The following is a 21,510-nucleotide window of genomic DNA, read 5'->3' on the forward strand; positions in this document are numbered from 1 at the left end:
ACCCCCGGCCTGTGGCAAGCTCCGAGCGGTATGCGAAACCGCTCCCCTCTTCGATCCCGCCGTTTCCTGCTGCGCGCGCTGCTGGGCGCCTGCGCGATACCGGCGCCGTTCGCGGCGCTGGCCGGATTCAATTTCTTCACCAGCGAGTACACCGCGAGCCGCGAGGAGTTGCAGGCGCAGATCGCCAAGCGCTTTCCGGTGCAGCGGCGCTACGCGGACATTTTCACGGTCAGCCTGCGCGATCCGCGGCTGGCGCTGGACGCGCGCAGCAACCGTGCCGCGATCACCGCGCTGCTCTCGATCTCGAGCCCGTTGCTGCAGCCCCAGACAGTCGAAGGCGTCGTCTCGGTCAGCAGCGCGCTCCGGTACGACGCGCCCGCGCGCGCGCTGCGGCTCGACCGGCCGCAGGCGGACCGGCTCGAACTGCAGGGCGTGACCGGCCGCGACGCGGAGCGCCTCCAGAACATCGGCGCAGTGGTGGCCCAGGAGCTTCTGCGAGACCAGGCCCTGCGCACCTTCACTGCGGAAGAGCTGACCGTGGGCCGCAAGACCTACGAGATCGGCGCGATCACGGTGCAAGATGACGGCATCACGGTGGAACTCAAATGAGGATGAAACACGGCGGCCTCGCGCCTTCGCTACTTTGCCTGTCCATGATCGCGGGCTGTGCATCGCCCGTGCGCGACGCCAAGCCGACCATCGACCTCCAGGCGCATCGCGGCGGCCGCGCGCTTGCGCCCGAAAACACCTTGGCCGCATTCTCCAAGGCGGTCGGCCTCGGCGTCACCACGCTCGAACTCGACATCGGTCTCACGGCCGACGACGTCGTCGTCATTTCCCACGACACGATGTTGAATCCCGATCACACGCGCGACGCGCGCGGCGCCTTCCTCGCATCGAAGGGGCCGGCGATACGATCGCTGAAGCTTCCGCAATTGCAGGCCTACGACGTCGGCCGCCTCGATCCCGCGAGCAACTACGGCAAGGCTTTCCCGAAGCAATTGACCCATGACGGAGAACGCATCCCGACCTTGGCCGCGCTGTTCGAAAGGGTGCGCGAGATGGGCGCGGACCAGGTTCGCTTCAACATCGAGACCAAGCTGGAGCCGGCGCGCCCGGACGAAACCGCTTCGCCCGAACAGATGGTCCGCGCGCTGCTGGCGGAGATAGACAAGGCCGGCATGGCGCAACGCGTGACCATCCAGAGCTTCGACTGGCGCTCCCTCGCGCTGGTCGGGGAACAGAACCCCCAACTGCCGCGCGCCTACCTCACGAGCCCGCGCACGCTGAAGGACAGCCGCTGGACATCGGGCCTGCGCGTCGAGGACTTCGGCTCGGCGCCACGGCTCGTGAAGGCCGCCGCGGGCAACGGCAAGGGTCCGGTGATCTGGTCCCCGGCCTTCAACGATCTCACGCCCGCCCTGGTGAAGGAGGCACAGGCGCTCGGCCTTCTCGTGCTGCCATGGACCGTGAACGAGCGTGCCGACATGGCGCGGCTGATGGACTGGGGCGTGGACGGCCTCATCACGGACGATCCGGCCATCCTGCGTGACGTCATGTCGGAGCGCGGCGTGCCGCTGCCTCCGCGCGGGCGCTGAGCCGCACCGGCCGGCTCAGACGTGGCGCGCGGCCCGCGTGGGCCTCGGGTTCGCAAGAGGCTGGCGGTCGGCACGGGCGTGCAGCGTCTCGATGATGTGGCATTGCGCATCGGTGCCGTCGCAGCAGTCGCGCAGCGCGATCAGATCCTTTTCCAGCGAACGCAGCTCGCGCAGGCGCTCGCGCACGTGGCCGAGGTGCGCATCGAGCGCGACGCAGGCCGCATCGCAATCGGCCTTGCTGCGAAGGTCGAGCGCCAGCAGCGTGCGCACCTCGTCGAGCGACATATCCATCGCGCGGCACAGGCGGATGAAGCGCAGGCGGTGGACGTCGGCATCGCTGTAGATGCGGTAGCTGTTGTCGCTACGCGCCTGGGGCGCGATGAGGCCTTCCTTCTCGTAGTAGCGGATGTTGGCAGCGCTCACGCCACTGCGGGCGGCGGCGTCGCCGATACGGTAGCCGTGGTCGTTGGCCATGGTCGGATCTTCACGTGACTTCAAGGTTGGTCGATGGTGGCATCTCAGCGATCGAAGCGCAACGGATCGAAGGGCGCGAGATCGATCTCCGGCGGCACCCCCGACAGCAGTTGCGCCACGAGCCGCCCGGTGCGCGCCGAAGCACCGAGTCCCACATGACCGTGGCCGAAGGCCAGCACCACATCACCCGTCGCACGCGAGCGGCCGATACAGGGCAATCCGTCCGGCAGGCTCGGCCGATGTCCCATCCACCGGTGCAGGCGGGCCCTCGGCAACGGCGCCGGCAGCGCAGGGAACATGGAACGCATGTGATCGCGCAGGATGTCGGCGCGACGCCAGTCAGGCTCTGCATCGAGTCCTGCGATCTCGACCTGGCCCGCCACGCGCAGGCCGCCTTCCATCCAGTGCGCGATCAGCTTGCCGTCGGCGGCCATCATCGGCGTGCGCGGCCCACCTTCCGGCGCGTCGAGCATCACGTGGTAGCCACGCTCCGATTCGAGGGGCACCGGGCTGCTGGCCGCAATCGCCAGTGCTTTCGAGCGCGCGCCGGCGCTGATGACAGCGGCGTCGCAGGCGATCTCGCCCGACTCGGTCTGCACGGCGCGCAGATGACCGCCTTCGATGCGGAAGCCCGTTGCGCGGCCTTGCACAGGCACCGCGCCCCGATCCACGGCGTGCCTTGCCAGCGCCGCGACGTACGCGCCCGGATTGCGGCAATGCCCGGCCTCGGGCACGAAGATCCCGAGCGTGTAGCGCGCATCCAGGTCGGGCTCGCGCTCTCGAAGCGCTTCCGCGTCCCACTCGGTCCATTGCACGCCGGTGCGCTGTCGCACCCGCCATGCCAAGGCATCGCCTTCGAACTCGGCGCGCGAGCGATAGACGTGCAGCAGGCCGCGTTGCTCGATCCATTGCGGCACGCCGGCTTCCCGCGCGAGTTGCGAGTGAAGCGCCGGCGCATCGGCCAGCAGCGTGCGCAATGCATTGGCGATGCGCTGCACGCGCCTCTCGGTCCATCCGGAGGCGAGATAGCGCATCAGCCACGTCGCCGCGCGAGGCAGATAGCGCCATCGCACCGCCAGTGGACCGAGGGGATCGAGAAGGTAGCCGGGCACCTTTCGCCAGGCGCCCGGCAGCGCGGGCGGCACAACCGAATGGGACGAGAGCCACCCTGCATTGCCATAGCTGGTCGCATGTTCGGCGCCGGGCTCCGAGGAATCCACCAGCGTCACCTTGTGGCCGGCACGCAGCGCCTCGATGGCGCAGACGCTGCCGACCGCGCCGGCTCCGATCACGACCACGTGTCGCGGGGCGGCCGGCGCCCTGTCATTCACAACTGTCATCCGGTCGATCCTAAAGGCAGGGCCCCGCCATAATCGTTCGATGTCCGATCAGCCCATATCCGGCCGCGCTCGCGCCGGTTCCATCACCGATGTCGCCGGAATCGAAGTCGGCCACTACAACGATCCTCGCCGCCCCACCGGCTGCACCGTGATCCTTGCGCGCGACGGTGCGGTCGGAGGCGTCGATGTGCGCGGCGCGGCGCCGGGAACGCGAGAGACCGATCTGCTCGCGCCGGGCAACCTCGTGCAGGAAGTGCATGCGGTGATGCTCTCCGGCGGCAGCGCCTGGGGTCTGGCGGCAGCCGATGGCGCGACGCGCTGGCTGGAGGAACGCGGCATCGGCCTCGACGTTCGCTACGGCACGCTGCCGATCGTGCCGGCCGCCGTTCTGTTCGATCTGCCTCTGGGCGACGCCCGCATCCGGCCCGACGCCGCCGCCGGCTATGCGGCCTGCGAAGCGGCCTCTTCCGCGGCGCCGGCCGAAGGCAACGTGGGCGCCGGCAGCGGCGCGCTGGTGGGCAAGCTGTTCGGCGTACATCGTGCGATGAAGGGCGGGATCGGCACCGCCTCCGTCACCGTCAACGGCGTCACGGTTGGCGCGCTGATCGCGTGCAATGCGCTGGGTGATGTGATGGACGCCGATACCGCGCAGGTCGTCGCGGGTGCCCGCACCGAGGACGGCAGGGCCCTGCTCGACACGCGCCGCGCCCTGCTGCGTGGCGAGCTGCCCCAGCCGCTGCTGGCAGGGACCAACACCACGCTGGGCGTGGTCGCAACCGATGCCGTGCTCACCAAGGTGCAGGCCAACCGGCTGGCCAGCGTCGCGCACGATGGGCTCGCACGCGCCATCAACCCGGTTCACACGATGAGTGACGGCGACACGCTCTTTGCACTGGCGACCGGCCGCGTACCGCTCGAAGGCAATGCACCGGGCATGACGGTGCTGGGCACGATGGCGGCCGAAGTCGTGGCAATTGCGACGCTGCGCGCCGTGCGTGCAGCGACTTCAGTCCGCATCGGCGAGAGCTATTTCCCCTCCGCCGCGGACGTGGGCTGAAGGCCCCTGCCGCGAGGCATGGCCCGTTGGTCCCACCGGGCGCCCAGCATCGCCGAGACGGCAACGACGGCGATCAGCAGCAAGGTGCCGACGCCCGCATACAGAAGCAGCTTCAGCGGCGAGATGATCGAGAACAGGTGGTGGCCGGCAATGAGCAGCAGCACTGCCAGGGCGAGCAGTGCCATGAAGAGCTTTCCCAGGAAGGCCAGTCGGGTCTTGAGGTTCGTCATGGTCGGGCAAGGGTCTGGCGAGAGTCGGGTGAGGAATGAGCTGAGGCCGTTGTCGTCATTGGGCGCGCCCCGAAGGCCTTCATCAATAACCGGGCGGGTGTATTGACGGCTGCGCAAAGCCTTGCTAGGGCAATTGCTCACACCTCATTCGCGAGCGCTTTGTAACGAGGACCGGCTCAAAAGCAAATGAAAATGCCGCTGCCGCCCCACCCGCCAACAAGACCAAGAGCCTGTTCCACGCCACCGCATGCCTCAAGCCATACGCCTTTTCCTTCTCTCCATCCGTGACTTGATTGCTTCTGCCGGGCCGGTGATCTTCCTCGTCATCGGACTGCTGGTTGCAGCCTACTGGTGGCTCCAGCCCCAACCGCCTCGGCAAGTGACGCTGGCCACCGGCCCCGCGGGCAGCGCGAATGCGGAATTCGGCAAGCGCTATGCGGCGGCGCTGAAAGCCAACGGCATCGAGGTCGTGCTCAAGCCGACCGACGGCTCGTCGGACAACCTGCACCTGCTGCGCGACGGCGGCGCCGATGTGGCCTTCGTGCGCGGCGGCAGCGCTGACCCGGTGAAGGACGAAGAGGCCGGCCTCACGTCGCTCGGCAGCCTGTTCTTCGAGCCGCTCTGGTTCTTCTACCGCACGGATGCGGCGCGCAAGGTCGACCGCAAGACCGCGACGCTCACGTCGCTCACGCAGTTCAAGGGGTTGCGCATCAACGTCGACAAGCCCGGCAGCGGCGTGCCCGACATCATGGAGCGGATGTTCCATGCCAACCACATGGATCCGGCGGCGCTGGACCTGTCGAACCTCGAACAGACGCCCGCCACCGAGGCGCTGCAGGCCGGCCTGCTCGATGTGATCGTGCTGGCCTCGGCGCCGCAGTCGCCGCTCGTGCAGCGCCTGTTGCGCGCGCCGGACATCCAGTTGATGGATTTCGCGCAGAGCGATGCCTATTCGCGGCGCTTCGCCTTCCTGCAGCCCGTGACCCTGCCGCGCGGCGTGGTCGACCTGGCGGCCGATGTGCCATCGCACGACGTGTCGCTGCTTGCCGCGACGACCTCGCTGCTGGCGCGCGAGGAGACGCATCCCGCCCTGCGGCAGCTGTTCGCGCAAAGCGCGCAGACCCTGCACGGCGGCGCGGGCTGGTTCAACCGCGCCCGCGACTTTCCCAACACCCGCACCAGCGAGCTGCCGGTGAGCCCCGAGGGCGATCGCGCGATCAACGGAACCCCACCGTTCTGGCAGCGCTATCTCCCCTTCTGGGCGAGCAACCTGGTCGAGCGGATGTGGCTGGTGCTGGGCGGCTTGGTGGTGTTGATGCTGCCCTTGAGCCGCGTGGTGCCGCCGCTCTATCAGTTCCGTGTGCGCCGCCGCGTGTTCCGCTGGTATGCACGCCTGCGCGATGTCGAGGCCCGCCTCGAATCCGGCAAGGGCACCACCGACACGCTGCTCAAGGAGCTCGACGACCTGGACCGGGTGGTCAACAAGGTGGCGGTGCCGCTGTCCTACGCGGACGAACTCTATGCGCTGCGCAACAACATCTACGCAGTCCGCAAGCGCATCCTCGCGAGATCCCCAAGCGACGACGCATCACCCCCCATCGCCCCCCGCCCCGCCTAGCACCAAGTCCAGAAACACCGCGGAACCGGCTCCGCCGGGCCGCCGGTGTTGCCCCCGGCAGGGGGTAGGCGGCTACACGAAGTGAGCAAGCCTGGGGGCGAGCCTTACTGCTCCAGTCGCAGCAGCTTGCCGTTGCTGCTGTCGGTCAGCAGGTACAACCATCCATCCGGCCCCTGCCGCACATCGCGGATGCGCTCGCCACGATCGGCGAGAAGCCGTTCGCGCGACGTCACCGTGTTGCCGTTGAGGGTAAGCCGCCAGAGCGCCGTGCCGGCGAGTGCGCCGATGAAGAGATTGCCTTTCCAGGCCGGCAGCAGGTCGCCGGTATAGAAGGCCATGCCGCTCGGCGCGATCGACGACTTGGCCGTGCCGGGCGTCCAAGCGGAGCCATCGATCTTTTCCCAGAACGTCAACGGCTGCTCCATGCCCGCCTTGGCCGTGCCCTCGCCGACCTGGGTGAGCGTGCCGTATTCCTGCCCATAGCTGATGACCGGCCAGCCGTAGTTCCTGCCCGGAAGCACCAGATTGACTTCGTCGCCGCCTTGTGGACCGTGCTCGCTGATCCAGAGATCGCCCGTCACCGGATGCAGCGCCGCGCCCTGCGGGTTGCGATGGCCATAGCTCCATATGTGCGGCTGCGCGCCCGCCGTGGCCGTGAACGGATTGCCCGATGCCGGTGAGCCGTCGGTGCTGATGCGCACGACCTTGCCGTTACCGCGCGTGAGGTCCTGCGCAAATCCGCGCTGCGTGTCCAGCAGCCGTTCGCCCAGCGTGACGAAGAGAAAGCCGCTGCGGTCGAACACCAGGCGCGAACCGAAATGCGCCGTGCTGTCCACCTTGGGCGATTGCCGGTAGATGACGACGAGATTGGCGAGGCTCCGGTTGATCGTGTCGAGTTCGGCACGCGCAACGGCGGTGCCGTTGAGGTTGGGATTCGATGCGTCCCGCTCGGAATAGCTGAAATAGATGCGGCGGTTGTTTGCGAAGCCGGGATCGACGGCGACGTCGAGCAGGCCGCCCTGCCCGATCGCGAAGACAGCGGGCACGCCGCTGATCTGGTCCGCGCCGGCGTTGACCGGAGAGCCGTCGGCATTGCGCAGTCTCAATTGGCCGCCACGCTGCGTGATGAGCATCCGGCCGTCGGGAAGAAAAGCGAGGCCCCACGGAGTGTCAAGGCCCGTCGCCACCTCGGTCACCTTGAAGGTCATGGGCGCCGCGGTGCCGGGAGCGCCGCCGGCAGGCTGCACGGCCACGCTGATGTTGGGCTGGGCCGGGGTCACCGCAGGCGTCGGGGTCGCGGTGGCGCCGACTCCAAAGGCGGCAACCGACACGTTGGCGCCGCCGCCACCCCCTCCGCAGCCTGAGAGAAGCGCCAGAGCCACCGCAATGCATCGGGTCGTCACTTTCATGCCCACTCCTTCTGGCGCTCGCCGCGCCGAACTGGAATGAACCGGAGTTTGCCCCGCGCAGGCGCCTTGCGGCGCCCGGATAAGCCCTTGCTACTTCAGCGCCTTGAAGCGCATCCGGTGCGGCTTGGCACCTTCTTCGCCCAGGCGCTTCTTCTTGTCGGCTTCGTACTCCTGGTAGTTGCCGTTGAAGAAGGTCCACTGGCTGTCGCCTTCGGCGGCCAGGATGTGCGTCGCGATACGGTCGAGGAACCAGCGGTCATGGCTGATCACCAGCACGGAGCCCGCGAACTCGAGCAGCGCGTCTTCGAGCGCACGCAGCGTTTCGACGTCCAGGTCGTTCGACGGTTCGTCCAGCATCAGCACGTTGCCGCCCGCGATCAGGGTCTTGGCCAGGTGCAGCCGGCCGCGTTCACCGCCGGACAACGTGCCGACCTTCTTCTGCTGGTCCGCACCGTTGAAGTTGAAGCGACCGGCATAGGCCCGGCTCGCCATCTGGAACTTGCCGACATTGATGATGTCGAGGCCGTTCGAGATGTCTTCCCACACGGTCTTCTCGTTGCCGAGCGCATCGCGGTTCTGGTCGACGAAGGCCATCTTGACCGTCTGGCCGATCACCACTTCGCCGGTATCCGGCGTTTCCTTGCCCGCGATGAGCTTGAACAGCGTCGACTTGCCGGCGCCGTTGGGGCCGATGATGCCGACGATCGCGCCCGCGGGGATCTCGAAGCTCAGGTTGTCGATCAGCACGCGATCGCCGAAGGACTTGGTGACGTTCTTGAACTCGATCACCTGGTTGCCCAGGCGCTCCGCCACAGGAATGAAGATTTCCTGCGTTTCGTTGCGCCTTTGGTATTCGAAATCGCTCAGTTCCTCGAAGCGGGCCAGACGCGACTTGCTCTTGGCCTGACGCGCCTTGGGGTTCTGGCGCGACCATTCGAGTTCCTTCTTCAGGGCCTTGGCGTGGGCTTCCTCGCTCTTCTGCTCTTGCGCCAGGCGTTCGCCCTTCTGCTCGAGCCAGGTGCTGTAGTTGCCCTTCCATGGAATGCCGCGGCCGCGGTCCAGTTCGAGAATCCACTCGGCGGCGTTGTCGAGGAAGTAGCGATCATGGGTGATGGCCACCACGGTGCCCGGAAAGCGCTGCAGGAACACTTCGAGCCACTCGACCGATTCGGCGTCCAGGTGGTTGGTCGGTTCGTCGAGCAGCAGCATGTCCGGCTTGCTCAACAGCAGGCGGCACAGCGCGACACGGCGCTTTTCACCGCCCGACAACACGCCGATGTTGGCGTCCCAAGGCGGCAGGCGCAGCGCGTCGGCGGCGATCTCGAGCTGATGCTCCGAATCGGTGCCCGCGGTGGCGATGATGGCCTCCAGCTCGGCCTGCTCGGCGGCGAGCGCATCGAAGTCGGCGTCTTCGGCGCCGTAGGCCACGTACACCTCTTCAAGACGCGCCTTGGCGGCGTAGACCGCACCCATCGCTTCCTCGACCGATTCGCGCACGGTGTGTGCGGCATTGAGCTTGGGCTCCTGCTCCAGGTAGCCGATCGTGAGGCCGGGCATCGGCAGCGCCTCGCCTTCGATTTCCTTGTCGATGCCGGCCATGATCTTCAGCAGCGACGACTTGCCGGAGCCGTTCAGGCCCAGCACGCCAATCTTGGCGCCCGGGAAAAAGGAAAGCGAGATGTCCTTCAAGATCTGCCGCTTGGGCGGCACGGTCTTGCTGACCTTGTTCATGGTGTAGACGTACTGGGCCATGTTTGTCTTTGCTTCGGTGAGATGAGTTTGAGCTTTGGAAAATTGGTCTTGTAGCGTGCGCTGTCGCGGGACACGAGGGTACAGCCCATCCATTGGGCATGTGCGCCGATATACAGATCCGGCAGCAACGAGGGCCACGTTCCGCCCGCCTTGCGGTACTTATGGAATGCCGCCGCGGCACTGGGTGCTGCCGTGTAGGTTTAGGCAATCACCGATGGCCGCCGCCGACCAGTCCATCCATTTGGGGTCCTGATGGATGACATCGATGAGGACGTCGTCGCTGTCGATCAGGAAGAGTTCCGCCGGCTCAGCGTCCGCCAAGCGGCATCTCCAGCCACTCGCCGGCTCGACAGGTCGAGCGAGGCAAGAGTTTAGCCCATCGACGCCCGGCGAGAGGCCGACTCGGGATTTGTGCCGACTCATGCGACAATACGGTTTGCTGTCGGGTCCAGTTGCCCGCAGCGCCGGCTCTCTGCCGGGGACAAAGAAGGCCTTTTCATCTTCATGAGCAGGTTTTCCGGCTCCCACTCCTGACCTTCATCCGCCCTTACTGGCTCGACGTCCGACTTGGCGCCCGAGCGGGTGGATACCACTGCGCCGTGTAGGGCGCTTGTTGAACTCAATGAACTTTGATGAACTGAAGCTGGCCCCGGCCATCTTGAAGGCCGTGCATGAGCAGGGCTACGAAACTCCCACGCCGATCCAGGCCCAGGCCATTCCGGCGGTGCTCGACGGGCACGATCTCCTGGGCGGCGCCCAGACCGGCACCGGCAAGACCGCTGCCTTCACCCTCCCCCTGCTGCACAAGCTCACGATGAGCCGCAGCGCCACCAACAAGTTCGGCGGTACCGGCGTTCGCGCCCTGGTGCTGACCCCCACGCGTGAACTCGCGGCACAGGTCGAGGAATCGGTCCGCACGTACGGTAAATACCTGCAACTCAGCTCGACCGTGATCTTCGGCGGCGTCGGCATGAACCCGCAGATCAGCAAGCTCAAGAGCGGCGTCGACATCCTGGTGGCCACGCCCGGCCGCCTGCTCGACCTGCAGCAGCAAGGCATGCTCGACCTGTCGACCGTGCAGATGCTGGTGCTCGACGAGGCCGACCGCATGCTCGACATGGGCTTCATCCACGACGTGAAGAAGATCCTCGCGCTGGTGCCCAAGGAAAAGCAGAGCCTGCTGTTCTCGGCCACGTTCAGCGACGAGATCCGCGATCTCGCGGCCACGCTGCTGAAGAACCCGCAAAGCATCCAGGTCACGCCGCGCAACACCACCGTGCAGCGCATCACGCAGGTGATCCACCCGGTCGGCCGCGGCAAGAAGAAGGCCCTGCTCGCGCACATCATCAACGAGCACAACTGGAGCCAGGTGCTGGTGTTCACCCGCACCAAGTTCGGCGCCAACAGCGTGGCCGAGTTCCTGACCAAGAACGGCATCGAAGCGATGGCTCTGCACGGCAACAAGAGCCAGAGCGCCCGCACGCAGGCGCTGGCCGGCTTCAAGAGCGGGGACATCCGTGCGCTGGTCGCGACCGACATCGCCGCACGCGGCATCGACATCGACGAACTGCCGCACGTCGTGAACTACGAGATCCCCAACGTCAGCGAAGACTACGTGCACCGCATCGGCCGCACCGGCCGCGCGGGCGCGAGCGGCGAAGCCGTGAGCCTGGTCTGCCTGGACGAGGAAGGCTTCATGCAGGAGATCGAGCGCTTCACCAAGCAGCAGATCCCGGTCAAGACCATCGACGGCTTCGGCCCCGAGGAAGGCGAACGCGCCGAACCCATCGCCATGGGCCGCCAGACCATCTGGGGCGGCGCAGGCCGGCCGCCGAGCCGTGAAGTCATGCAGGCAGCCGCGAAGGCAGCGCGCCAGGAAATGATGCAGCGCATCCGCGAGAACAAGGCCGGCCAGGGCGAACGCAGCGGCGGCAATGGTGGCGGCGGCAACGGCGGTGGCCAGCGTCGCGGCGGCAATGGACAGGGCCAGGGCGCACCTGCAGGCCGCAACGCCAATGGCGGCGGCCAGGGTCCACGCGGCCAGGGTGGTCGCGGACAAGGCCCGGCGCGTGGATCGCAAGGCCCGGCGCGCGCGCCGCACCATGCACCGGTCCATCACCATCACGGTCATGACCATCTGCCGCACGAAGAGCGCCAGCCGCGCCATCACGGCAACAGCCACAGCCCGACGCAAGCCGATGCAGTGGCGCACCTGCGCGCTGAAGCGGTGGCAGGCGGCGCAGGCCAGCCCGATCCGTTGCGCACCAGCGTGGACAGCCTCGGCGGTGGCCGCGGTCGTCGCGGCGGCGGCGGTGGCGGCTATGGCGGCAACCGTTCCGGTGGCGGCGGTGGCCGCTCGGGTGGCGGTCGCTCCGGCGGCGGCTACGGCGGTGGTGGCGGCGGTGGATACGGCGGCGGTGGCCGTTCGTTCGGTCGCTGAGATCACGACCAACCTGCAAAAAAGGGCGCCTCGGCGCCCTTTTGCGTTTCAGCTCAGCCGCTGCCCGCTTTGCCGGTCGAACAGATGCACGCTCTCGCTGGCGATCACCAGGCCCACCATCTGGTCAGGTTGCGCGTCGACCCGCCCGTGCACGGCGAGCGTGATCTTGGCTTCTCCGACTTCCACCAGCAGCTCGGTCTCCGCGCCGGTGGGCTCGACCACGATGACCTTGGCCGGCACGCCATTGGCGACGTCCGACAACGTGATGTCGCCCGGCCGAACGCCGTAGTGCACGGCCTTCCCCTCTTCCGCACCCGTGCCGGCCGGCACGGGCCACATCGCGCCATGCGCTTCGACGGTGCAGCGCCCGTTGCTTCGCCTCACGGCCCCTTCGATGACGTTCATCGCCGGTGAGCCGATGAACTGCGCGACGAACAAGTTGTCGGGCCGGTCATAGAGTTCGAGCGGCGTGCCGATCTGCTCGACCGCGCCGTCGTGCATGACCACGATGCGGTCAGCCATGGTCATGGCCTCGATCTGGTCGTGCGTGACATACACCGTCGTGGTCTTCAGGCGCTGGTGCAACGCCTTGATCTCGGCACGCATCGCGACGCGCAGCTTTGCATCGAGGTTGGACAAGGGCTCGTCGAAGAGAAACACCTTGGGATCGCGCACGATGGCCCGACCCATCGCAACGCGTTGCCGCTGCCCGCCTGACAGTTCGCGCGGATAGCGTCCGAGCAACTTGTCGAGGTTGAGGATCTTCGCGGCATCGGCCACCCGCTTCTCGGTCACGCCCTTGTCGGCGTTTCGCAAGCGCAGGCTGAAGCCCATGTTCTCGCCGACCGTCATGTGCGGATAAAGCGCGTAGCTCTGGAACACCATCGCGATGTCGCGGTCCTTCGATTCGAGCTCGTTGACGACGCGGCCGTCGATCATGATCTCGCCGCCGGTGATGTCCTCCAGGCCCGCCAGCATGCGCAGCAAGGTGGACTTGCCGCAGCCCGACGGCCCGACCAGCACGACGAACTCGCCATCCTCGATCTCGAAGCCGAGCCGCTCGATGATCTGCGTCTTGCCGTAGGACTTCTGGACGTTCTGAAAAGTGACGGAAGCCATATCGTTGTCTTTCCCTTAGCTCTTGACCGCTCCGGCCGTGATGCCACCGACCATGTAGCGCTTGAAGGTGTAGTAGATCGCTGCGGGTGGCAGCGCATAGATCAGACCGGTCGCCATCAGCAGTTCCCACGGCGAATCGTCCGCCGCGAGGAAGTTGCCGAGCGCGACCGCCAGCGTCACGCTGCGGTCGTTCGACAGCAGCAGGAAGGCATAGAGGTATTCGTTCCATGCCAGCAGCAGCGCATAGGTGCCGACCGCGACCAGCGAGGGCACCATGAGCGGCAGGTACACCAGCCGGAACAGTTGCAGCGGCGACGCGCCGTCCATGCGCGCCGCTTCGTCAAGCTCGTACGGGAGCTTGTCCGAAGCCTGCTTGAGCACCCAGATGCAGTACGGCGACGCGATGGTCACCATCGCGAGGATCAGCGACCACTGGCTGTTGAGCAGCCCATAGTTGCCCATGGTCTTGTACATCGGCACCGCCAGGAAGGCCGCGGGGATGAAGTAGGTGAAAAGCGCCATGTTCATCACCGTGCGCCCTCCCCGCACGCGCAGGCGGCTGATCGCGAAGGCGGCGGTGGTCGCGACGAACAGCGTGATCGCACCGACCGCGACCGCGATCAGCACGGAATTGCCGAGTTGCACCCAGAAATGGTCGAGGTAGAAGTGCCTCTGATGGAAGACAGTACTGAAGTTGTCCAGCGTCGGCGACTTGGGCCACAGGCGGCCGCTCGTCGCCTCGCCCCGTGGCGAGATCGCGAACAGCACCATGTGATAGACGGGAATGATCGTCCACAGCAGCACGGGAATGCCGATCAGCAGCAGCTTGGCCTCTGTGCCGACAGACTTGAGGGTCCAGCGCTTCATATCGCCCTCCGACGAGCGTGGGGGTTCATTTCGAGAGCCTCTTCATCATGAAATAGACGAGGGGCAGGATGAGCGGTAGCGCCACCACGATCGAAGCCATCGACAAATCGACCTGATCGAGCCGCAGGTACCGGATGCCCAGCGTCGCGAGCACGTGCGTCAGGTCTGCCGGGCCGCCGCCGGTCAGCAGGTAGACGCTGTTGAAGTCGCCGAGCGTCCAGATCATCGACAGGATCAGCGACGTCACGTACAGCGTGCGCAGCGCCGGCCAGCTGATGAACTTGAACTTCTGCCACGAGCTCGCGCCATCGACCGATGCGGCCTCGTACTGCTCGGTCGGGATCGAAAGCCGGCCGGCCACCAGGATCAGCGTCCAGAACGGCAGCGACTTCCAGATGTGCATGAGCATCGCGAAGCTCAGCGCCAGCGTCGGGTCATTGAGCCAGTTCGGGCCGTCGAGCCCGGTCAGGTGAAAAATGGTGCTGTTGATCACGCCCCATTCCGGGTTGAGCATGAAGCGCACCGACAGGATCGTTGGAATCGACGGCACCGCCCACGGCAGGATGAAGATCCCCGCGAGGATCTTGATCCACCAGCGCGACTGCACGAAGAAGCCCGACAGCACGAGGGCCACCAGCATCTTGACGTTGATGGCAACGACAAGAAAGATGATGGTGTTGATGACCGACCTGAAGAAGATCGGGTCGGCCACCAGGTGCACATAGCTCTGCGGATGGCGCGCCAGCCAGAGGCCATAGCACACCGGGTAGAGCACGAAGATCACGAAGACCAGCAGGTAGGGAACGACCATCAGTCGACCCCAGAACTGCCAGCGTCCGAGCTTGATGGCAGGTGTCGCGGCGGTGCCGGCCGCGGTCACGGCGCTTGCGGTGGAACTCATGGTCGGCAGCCGCGTCAGGTCAACGTGCGACCGTCTTGATGCGCTCGATCATCTCGTCGACCGCCTTGTCCACCGGCACCTTGTCGCTCACGATGCGATTCATCGCCTTGGCCCAGACGTTCTCGTTGTTGAGGATCGTGAATCGGTAGTTCTTCGTGAACTCGAAGGTCACCGTGCCGGCGGCATACTGGTTGTAGACCGACTTGCGATGCGCATCGGCCTGCCAGAACGGACTCGCCTGCCCTGCCTTGGTCACCGGGAACCAGCGACCGAGCGAACCCTCGACGTAGGGCGTGAGGTTCTCCTCCTGCATCAGGAAGGTCACGAACTCCTTGGCGCGCTGCTTGTTCTTGCCATCCTTGAACACCACGCCCGTCTTCACGGCCGTGCGATAGACCATCTTGCTGCCGTCGGGCTTGGACGGGAAGCCCGCCGTGCGGATGCGCTCGAAGTAGTTCTTCTTGGCTTCCTCGCGCTGTTCCGGCGTGAGGGATGCGTTGTTCGAGTCGTCGAGCCACTTGGCGGGCAGCGAGATGGTCGCGTTGTGCGTCATCACGGTCGTCTTGTTGTGGAAGGCGACGTTGTTGTCCGGGTCCTTCCAGCTCGTGGACGACGGCGGCGTGCAGCCCTTCTGGTAGGGCGTCACGTAGTCGGTCATGGCGCCGATCAGCCCAGCGCGCACGGTCGGGTCATCGACCAGCAGCTTGCCGCTGTCGCTGACCATCTTCACGTTGTAGGCATCCGCGAAGGTCAGGAAGGAATAGAACGAATCGCTCGAATCCACACCCATCGGCATACCCATACCGAAGGTGCGCTTGCCGCTCTTCTGGCGGCTGGCGGGCTGCACCTTCTCGCACCAGAACGACCAGTAGTCCTTCCAGGTGGTCGGGATGTCCGATTCCTTGAAGCCTGCCTCGGCCAGCATGTCGATCCAGTAGTTGATGTGCATCGTCTGCTGCTTGATCGGGAAGGCGTAATAGGCCTTCGACTTCGTCTGGTCGTTGTAGAGAAAGGTGGTCTCGACCGTGTTCGGCGCAAAGCGTGCCTGCATCGGCGCGATGACGCTGCTGATGTCTTCCAGCTTGCCGTCGAAGGCCCACTTGCCCGTGACCTGGAAGTCGTAGACGTCGGCATAGGCGACATCGGGCGGGCTGCCCGAATCGAGCGCGGAGACAGTCTTCGGGATCATGTCCTGCACGGGGTACTGCGACAGTTCGACCTTGACGCCCTTGTGCTTCTCCTCGAACTTCTTGATGGCAGCAAACAAGGCATCGTCCTCCGCCTTGTAGAAGCCCTTGACCCACCAGACGGTGAGCTTCTCCTGTGCCGATGCCTGGCCGGCGACGGCGAGGCCGAGGGCCATCAACGTCGGTATCACGAGTGCTTTGAGTTTCATGCTTCTGTCTCCTTTTTTCTGCGACGGGGTGGCTCGATGGACGAGCAAGGGTTGGGAACTTGAATGCGGGGGGCTTCGGCGCGGATCTCAGGCCGCCTTCAGCCGCGGCGGCGGCCGGCTGAGGCGCGGCAGGCGACGGCGCGAACCGATCACCTCCTCGATGTCCTCGCGGGCGCCATCGATGAGCTTGATGATTGCCCGCTCGGCCCGCGCCGGGTTGTGGGCGATCACAGCGTCGAGCACCGCGCGGTGCATGGGCAGCGACTGCGCGGGACCGTCTTTCTTTGTGGTGGAAATCTCGAAGCTCGTTCGCAGCAAGGCGTGCAGCGCCTTGCTCATCTGCGCCAGCATGCGGTTGCGCGCGGCGCGCAGCAAGCCATTGTGAAAACGCAGGTCGAAGGTCACGTAGTCGCCGCCGAATTCCACCGCGTGCTTCATGCCGGCATAGGCGGCCTCGATCTCGTCGATGTCATCCGCTGTCGCGCGTTCAGCGGCCAGCCTGACGGCGGCGGGCTCTACCACTCGGCGCAAGTCCTGCAGATCGCGCAGGAACTCGGGTGTCAGGCCGGCACGGGCCTGCCAGGTGATGACATCGGGGTCGAACCAGTTCCACCGGTCCTCGGGCAATACACGGGTGCCGACCTTGGGTCCGGTGATGATCAGGCCCTTGGCCACCAGCGACTTCACGGCCTCACGCACGACCGTCCGGCTGACGCCGAACTCCTCGCAGAGCAATGGTTCCGCCGGCATCGGCGCTCCGATGGCATAGCGGCGCGACACGATCGCTTCGCCCAGCAGGTCGAGTGTTCGGCCGTGGGTGTTCTTGGTCACTGGGGAGCAACGCCTTCAGGCGTCCACTGGCGTGAGCAGCGGTGCGCCTGCGAAGTGCGCGCGCAGGTTGTCGAAGGTCAATTGCCCCATGGCTTCGCGCGTCTGCTTCGTGCCGCTGCCGATGTGCGGCGTCAGCACCACGTTCGGCATCGCGCGCAATTCCTCGGGCACGTTGGGCTCGTTCACGAACACGTCGAGTGCAGCACCGGCGATGACGCCGTCGCGCAGCGCATCGATCAGCGCCGGTTGATCGACGACGCTGCCGCGCGCCACGTTGATGAGGTAGCCATCGGGCCCAAGGGCCTGGAGCACGCGCGCATCGATCATCCCGCGCGTGCCGGCGCCGCCGGGCGTAATCACGATCAGGAAGTCAACCACCGCCGCCAGCGATGCCGCGTCGGGGTAGTACGTGTAGTTGAGGTTTGGGCGCGGGGAGCGTGCCGTGTAGGCGATCTCCATCTTGAAAGCGGCAGCGCGATGCGCGATCGCCTGGCCGATGCGGCCCATGCCCACCACACCGAGCCTGCCGCCCGTGACCTTGCGGCTCAGCGCGATCGGACCGTTGGGCCATTCGTTCGCTCGCACGAACCGGTCCGCCTGCGGAATGCGGCGTGCCATTGCGATCATCAGCCCGATGGCGAGATCCGCCACGTCGTCATTGAGCACTTCAGGCGTGTTCGTCACCGGCACACCGCGCTCGTGCGCAGCGGCAACGTCGACGCCGTCGTAGCCGACGCCGAACACCGATATCACTTCGAGCGCCGGCAACTGGGCGATCAACTCGCGCGGCACCTTGGCTTCACCGTTGGCAACCACGCCACGGATGCGCGGCGCGACGCCGGCGAATGCGGCAGGGTCGCTCACATGGATGCGGTCATGAACGGTGTATTCACGACGCAGCGCTTCCATGAGGAATGGCATCAGAGGCGCGACGACCAGCAGTTCCGGCCGTGCGCCGGCGTTGATCTCGCTCATGCCTTGATTCCCAGCTTCTGCACGAGCTGCTTGAAGTATTCGTGGTCGCGCTGCATTGCCTGTCCGAAGGCTTCGGCATCGAGGTACGCGAAGCCGAGGTTGAGCTTCTCGAGCTGTTCGCGAAGCATGGGCTCCTCGGCCGCCTTGCGTGCGGCCGTGCGCAGCGTCGTCACGATGTCGGGCGGCGTGGCCTTGTGCACGGCGAGGCCGCGCCACGTTCCGATCGACAGGTCGATGTTGCGTTCCTTCAAGGTCGGCACCTTGTCGAAGGCCTTCAATCGCTGGTCGGCCATGACGGCGAGCATCTTCAGCTTGCCGCCCTGCACGTGCGCCGCCACCTCACCGGGACTCACTGCGACCGCGTCGATGTGGCCACCCAGCAGTGCCACCACACCCGGCGCCGCCCCCTGGTAGGGCACATGGTTGAACTTGACCCCGGTCTTGTCTTCGAGGCCCGCGGCAGCAAGATGCCAGATCGAACCGTTGCCGGAGTTGCCGACCTTCATCTCGCCGGGCTTCGCCTTCGCGGCGGCGAGGAATTCCTCGATCGTGTTCCACGGTGCCTCAGTGCGCACGGTGATGGCCGACGGGTCGGCGTTGAGGCGCGCAACAGGCTGGAAGTCCGCGTAGGTGAACTTCGAGAGACCGAGGTGCGGAAGGATCACGAGCTCCGCGATCACCACGCTCACCTTGTAGCCGTCAGGCTTGCCATTGAGCACATCGCTCATGCCGACCACGCCGCTCGCGCCCGGTTTGTCGTTCACGACCATGGGCTGCGGGAAGTGCTTCTTGACGGCTTCCGAGAAGGCGCGGGCCAGCGCATCCGTGCCGCCACCGGCGGACGCAGGCACCACGAGCTCCACGGGCTTGGTCGGGAAGTCGTTGGCTCTCACCGAGAAAGCCACTGGCAGCATTGCCGCGGCACCCAGGCCCTGCAGCATGCGCCGGCGCCTTGCGTTCATCGAATGGGGCATGGAATGTCTCCTGCTAAACCGGCTTCGAGGTCGAATCACCACTCGACAACGCCGGTCTGCAGCGCTGTCGATTCAAATCATATGATGATTGAATTCGATGCCCGGCAGGACAAACCCTGATGGTCAGGGCGCAGCAAAAGGAGGCGCTTTCGCGCGCACCACGAACCGACCCGCACGCGCACCGGTGGCGCGCCCGCCGGCGGTGTAGCTCAGCACACCATTGACCCACACGCGCTCGATGCCTTCGCTCAACTGGCGCGGCTGCTCGAAGGTCGCGCCGTCCTTCACGCGCAGCGGATCGAACAGCACGACGTCGGCCATGTAGCCCGCCTTGATCAGCCCACGCTCGCCGATGCGGAAGCGCGCGGCAGACATGCCCGTCATCTTGTGGATCGCCTGTTCGAGCCGCAGCAGGCCCTTCTCGCGCCAGTAGCTTGCAAGCACGCGAGGAAAGGCGCCCCACAGGCGCGGGTGCGGCCGCTCGTCGTGCGGCAGGCCATCGGAGCCGATCATCGACAGCGGATGCGTGATCACGCGCTGCACGTCGTCTTCACGCATCTGGAAGTAACAGGCGTTGCCAGGCTTCAAACGCACGGCAGCTTCCTTTTGCGATACGCCCCATTCCGCGGCGATATCTGCGAGGTAGCGCCCGCCCACCTCGGGATGCGGATGGCTGCCGGTGATGAGGATGTCGATGACGCCGTCGACCAGATCCTCGCGCAGCACGGTGGAGCCCGCGGTGTACGGGTAGACGTCCATGCCGATCTCCTGGCCGCGTGCCAGTTCCTCGATGAGCGGCAAGGTCTCGCGCGTGCGGCCCCAGTTGTCGGGGCCGGCGCACTTGTGGTGCGAGACGACGAGCGGCAGGCCGGACTGGCGAGCGGTCAACGCGGCTTCCTGCAGGGCTGGAAGAATGCCGGCCAGTTCGTCTCGAATGTGGGTTGCATAGACGCCCCCATTGCGTGCGGCCACGCTGGCCACCGCGACGAGTTCATCGACGTCGGCCGCATAGGCTTCCTCGTAGAACACGCCCGAAGACAAGCCCAGCGCGCCTGCATCCATGGCCTCCTGCATGTCGGCTGCCATCGCGGCGCGCTCGGCCTCGTTGGCCGCACGGTCCAGTGCGGGCATGTGACGCATGCGCAGTGCAGTGTGTCCGAGGAGCGCTGCGACATTGACGCCGGGCCGGGCTGCATTCACCGCGTCGGCATAGGCGCGCATCGTCGCGTGGCGAAACTGCCCGCGGCCCAGCAGCGAAAGCGGCGCGAGCGGCGCATCGGTCACCACGGGCGCGAGCGAGATGCCGCAGTTGCCGACGATCACCGTGGTCACGCCCTGCGACAGCTTGGGCAGCATGTCGGCCTTCTCGATGGCCGCAGCATCGTCGTGCGTGTGCACGTCGATGAAGCCGGGCGCGATGACAAGGTCCGTGCAATCGATCTCCTGCACCGTGCCGCGTTCGCGGAGGCCCGCCAGCATTTCAGGAGGCGTACCGCCGGGCGCGGCGACGGAGGCGATGCGTTCGCCGACCAGCAGCACGTCGCCGAGCCAGCCCGGCCTGTCGCTGCCGTCGACGATCTGGCCGCCCTTGAGGAGCGTGGGCTGAGTGTCTTGCATGGTCATGGCCTCTCGTCGTTGGTCTCTGTGGCGCCCGAATACTCGGCGCTGTCGAAGCCGTGCTTGTGCAGCAGTTGCTTGAACTGCTGCAGCCCGCGCGTTGCGACGGGGCCGAGCTTTTGCGCAAGCCGCACCATCAGGATCTCGATCACCACGAGGTGCGCGAGGTAGGCCTCGGTGCCGACGCGCATCACCGCATCCTGCGGCACCGACACGGCGAGCACGAGGTCCGCGATCTCGGCCAGTTGCGTATCGGGCTGCGTCAACGCCACCACCGTGGCACCCTGCGATCGTGCGAAGCGCGCCGCCTCCAGCGTGTAGGGCATGCGCCCCACGTGCGAGATGACGAAAGCCACGCCATCGGGCCCCAAGGTGCTGGCCGACACCAGCTGCTGGTGCGCGTCGAAGATCGCGTTGGACGTGCATCCGAGCCTGAACAAGCGGCTCTGCAGCTCGCTTGCCATGAAGGTGGATGCCGCACCCACCGAATAGCAATCGATGCGCCGCGCGGCGGCCAGCCGTGTCGCGACTTCGTCCAGCACGGCGACGTCGATGCGCCGGCCGAGTTCGGTCAACGAGGACACGGCCGCATGGATGATCTTGCTGGTCACGTCGCCCGCGCTGTCTTCCGCCAGCACGCTGCGGTGAAGGTACGAGCCCGTGACCGCCAGATCCTGCGCCAGCGCCAGCATGAATTCGCGTACCGACTCGAAGCCGAAGCTGCGGCAGGTCCGCACGATGGTCGGCATCGAGACACCGGCTTGTTGCGCGAGTTGCTCCACCGTGGCGGCGACGGCGGCGCGCGGGTCTTCGAGCACGCATTGCACGACGCTGCGCTGCGCGGCTGGCAATCCGGCCATGCGCTCGCGCAGGCGCTGCAGGAGATGGGCTGCGGAGTCGTTCATCCCGGAC

At 66.2% G+C, this 21,510-nt stretch carries 20 protein-coding genes; 5 read left to right on the top strand and 15 right to left on the bottom strand.

What is annotated here, in order from left to right; all coding sequences use genetic code 11:
- The first annotated feature begins 30 nt into the window (after positions 1-30).
- The gene (locus tag QTH90_RS08250; protein ID WP_286663980.1) at positions 31-609 is read left to right on the top strand and encodes a YceB family lipoprotein; all 579 of its coding nucleotides are present in this window, start codon (positions 31-33) and stop codon (positions 607-609) included.
- Complete coding sequence (locus tag QTH90_RS08255; RefSeq protein WP_286663981.1) at positions 606-1,598, top strand: glycerophosphodiester phosphodiesterase; 993 nt, start codon at positions 606-608, stop codon at positions 1,596-1,598. The genes QTH90_RS08250 and QTH90_RS08255 overlap by 4 nt, the downstream gene beginning before the upstream one ends.
- Before the next feature lie 15 nt (positions 1,599-1,613).
- Here the strand turns inward: QTH90_RS08255 and QTH90_RS08260 are convergent, their stop codons facing one another.
- On the bottom strand, positions 1,614-2,072 hold the full coding sequence (locus QTH90_RS08260) for a Cd(II)/Pb(II)-responsive transcriptional regulator (protein WP_286663982.1): 459 nt from the start codon (positions 2,070-2,072) through the stop codon (positions 1,614-1,616).
- Between the two features lie 44 nt (positions 2,073-2,116).
- Positions 2,117-3,412, bottom strand: a complete 1,296-nt coding sequence (locus tag QTH90_RS08265) for an NAD(P)/FAD-dependent oxidoreductase (RefSeq protein WP_286663983.1) — start codon at positions 3,410-3,412, stop codon at positions 2,117-2,119.
- 40 nt (positions 3,413-3,452) lie between these two features.
- Between QTH90_RS08265 and QTH90_RS08270 the strand changes: the two genes are divergently transcribed.
- Positions 3,453-4,469, top strand: coding sequence for a P1 family peptidase (locus QTH90_RS08270; RefSeq protein WP_286663984.1), 1,017 nt, complete (start codon positions 3,453-3,455; stop codon positions 4,467-4,469).
- Here the strand turns inward: QTH90_RS08270 and QTH90_RS08275 are convergent.
- On the bottom strand, positions 4,439-4,699 hold the full coding sequence (locus QTH90_RS08275) for a hypothetical protein (RefSeq protein ID WP_286663985.1): 261 nt from the start codon (positions 4,697-4,699) through the stop codon (positions 4,439-4,441). The two genes, QTH90_RS08270 and QTH90_RS08275, sit on opposite strands and share 31 nt — an antisense overlap.
- A 247-nt stretch (positions 4,700-4,946) precedes the next feature.
- Here QTH90_RS08275 and QTH90_RS08280 point away from each other — a divergent pair, with 247 nt between their 5' ends.
- Positions 4,947-6,317 carry a TAXI family TRAP transporter solute-binding subunit gene (locus QTH90_RS08280; protein ID WP_286663986.1) on the top strand — a complete coding sequence of 457 codons (1,371 nt, stop codon included), beginning with the start codon at positions 4,947-4,949 and terminating at the stop codon, positions 6,315-6,317.
- A gap of 104 nt (positions 6,318-6,421) precedes the next feature.
- Here QTH90_RS08280 and QTH90_RS08285 read toward each other — a convergent pair whose 3' ends face one another.
- The 3 genes from QTH90_RS08285 to QTH90_RS08295 all read right to left on the bottom strand — a co-directional run bounded on the left by QTH90_RS08285 (position 6,422) and on the right by QTH90_RS08295 (position 9,799).
- Entirely contained in the window at positions 6,422-7,726 is a 1,305-nt protein-coding gene (locus QTH90_RS08285) for a PQQ-dependent sugar dehydrogenase (RefSeq protein ID WP_286663987.1), read from the bottom strand.
- A 90-nt stretch (positions 7,727-7,816) separates the two neighbouring features.
- Positions 7,817-9,478 carry an energy-dependent translational throttle protein EttA gene (gene ettA, locus QTH90_RS08290; protein WP_286663988.1) on the bottom strand — a complete coding sequence of 554 codons (1,662 nt, stop codon included), beginning with the start codon at positions 9,476-9,478 and terminating at the stop codon, positions 7,817-7,819.
- Between the two features lie 159 nt (positions 9,479-9,637).
- Positions 9,638-9,799, bottom strand: coding sequence for a hypothetical protein (locus QTH90_RS08295; protein ID WP_286663989.1), 162 nt, complete (start codon positions 9,797-9,799; stop codon positions 9,638-9,640).
- A gap of 301 nt (positions 9,800-10,100) precedes the next feature.
- Here QTH90_RS08295 and QTH90_RS08300 point away from each other — a divergent pair, with 301 nt between their 5' ends.
- Complete coding sequence (locus QTH90_RS08300; protein WP_286663990.1) at positions 10,101-11,918, top strand: DEAD/DEAH box helicase; 1,818 nt, start codon at positions 10,101-10,103, stop codon at positions 11,916-11,918.
- Between the two features lie 48 nt (positions 11,919-11,966).
- On the opposite strand, the gene QTH90_RS08305 is transcribed toward QTH90_RS08300, so the two are convergent.
- The 9 genes from QTH90_RS08305 to QTH90_RS08345 form a co-directional block, all read right to left on the bottom strand.
- A complete protein-coding gene (locus tag QTH90_RS08305) occupies positions 11,967-13,037 on the bottom strand; it encodes an ABC transporter ATP-binding protein (RefSeq protein ID WP_286663991.1) in 1,071 nt (356 codons plus the stop codon).
- Between the two features lie 15 nt (positions 13,038-13,052).
- A complete protein-coding gene (locus QTH90_RS08310; RefSeq protein ID WP_286663992.1) occupies positions 13,053-13,904 on the bottom strand; it encodes a carbohydrate ABC transporter permease in 852 nt (283 codons plus the stop codon).
- Between the two features lie 25 nt (positions 13,905-13,929).
- Complete coding sequence (locus QTH90_RS08315) at positions 13,930-14,805, bottom strand: carbohydrate ABC transporter permease (protein WP_286663993.1); 876 nt, start codon at positions 14,803-14,805, stop codon at positions 13,930-13,932.
- A 19-nt stretch (positions 14,806-14,824) separates the two neighbouring features.
- Complete coding sequence (locus QTH90_RS08320) at positions 14,825-16,201, bottom strand: ABC transporter substrate-binding protein (RefSeq protein WP_286663994.1); 1,377 nt, start codon at positions 16,199-16,201, stop codon at positions 14,825-14,827.
- Positions 16,202-16,288: 87 nt separating this feature from the next.
- Positions 16,289-17,032 (bottom strand): FadR/GntR family transcriptional regulator, encoded by a 744-nt coding sequence (locus QTH90_RS08325; RefSeq protein ID WP_286663995.1) that lies wholly within the window; start codon positions 17,030-17,032, stop codon positions 16,289-16,291.
- 15 nt (positions 17,033-17,047) lie between these two features.
- The gene (locus tag QTH90_RS08330) at positions 17,048-18,007 is read right to left on the bottom strand and encodes a 2-hydroxyacid dehydrogenase (protein ID WP_286663996.1); all 960 of its coding nucleotides are present in this window, start codon (positions 18,005-18,007) and stop codon (positions 17,048-17,050) included.
- Positions 18,004-18,981, bottom strand: coding sequence for a Bug family tripartite tricarboxylate transporter substrate binding protein (locus QTH90_RS08335; protein WP_444814693.1), 978 nt, complete (start codon positions 18,979-18,981; stop codon positions 18,004-18,006). The genes QTH90_RS08330 and QTH90_RS08335 overlap by 4 nt, the downstream gene beginning before the upstream one ends.
- 123 nt (positions 18,982-19,104) lie before the next feature.
- Complete coding sequence (locus tag QTH90_RS08340; RefSeq protein WP_286664503.1) at positions 19,105-20,598, bottom strand: N-acyl-D-amino-acid deacylase family protein; 1,494 nt, start codon at positions 20,596-20,598, stop codon at positions 19,105-19,107.
- 2 nt (positions 20,599-20,600) lie between these two features.
- Complete coding sequence (locus QTH90_RS08345) at positions 20,601-21,503, bottom strand: MurR/RpiR family transcriptional regulator (RefSeq protein WP_286663997.1); 903 nt, start codon at positions 21,501-21,503, stop codon at positions 20,601-20,603.
- Between the last annotated feature and the right edge of the window lie 7 nt (positions 21,504-21,510).

Source organism: Variovorax flavidus (assembly GCF_030317145.1).
Lineage (GTDB): Bacteria > Pseudomonadota > Gammaproteobacteria > Burkholderiales > Burkholderiaceae_C > Variovorax > Variovorax flavidus.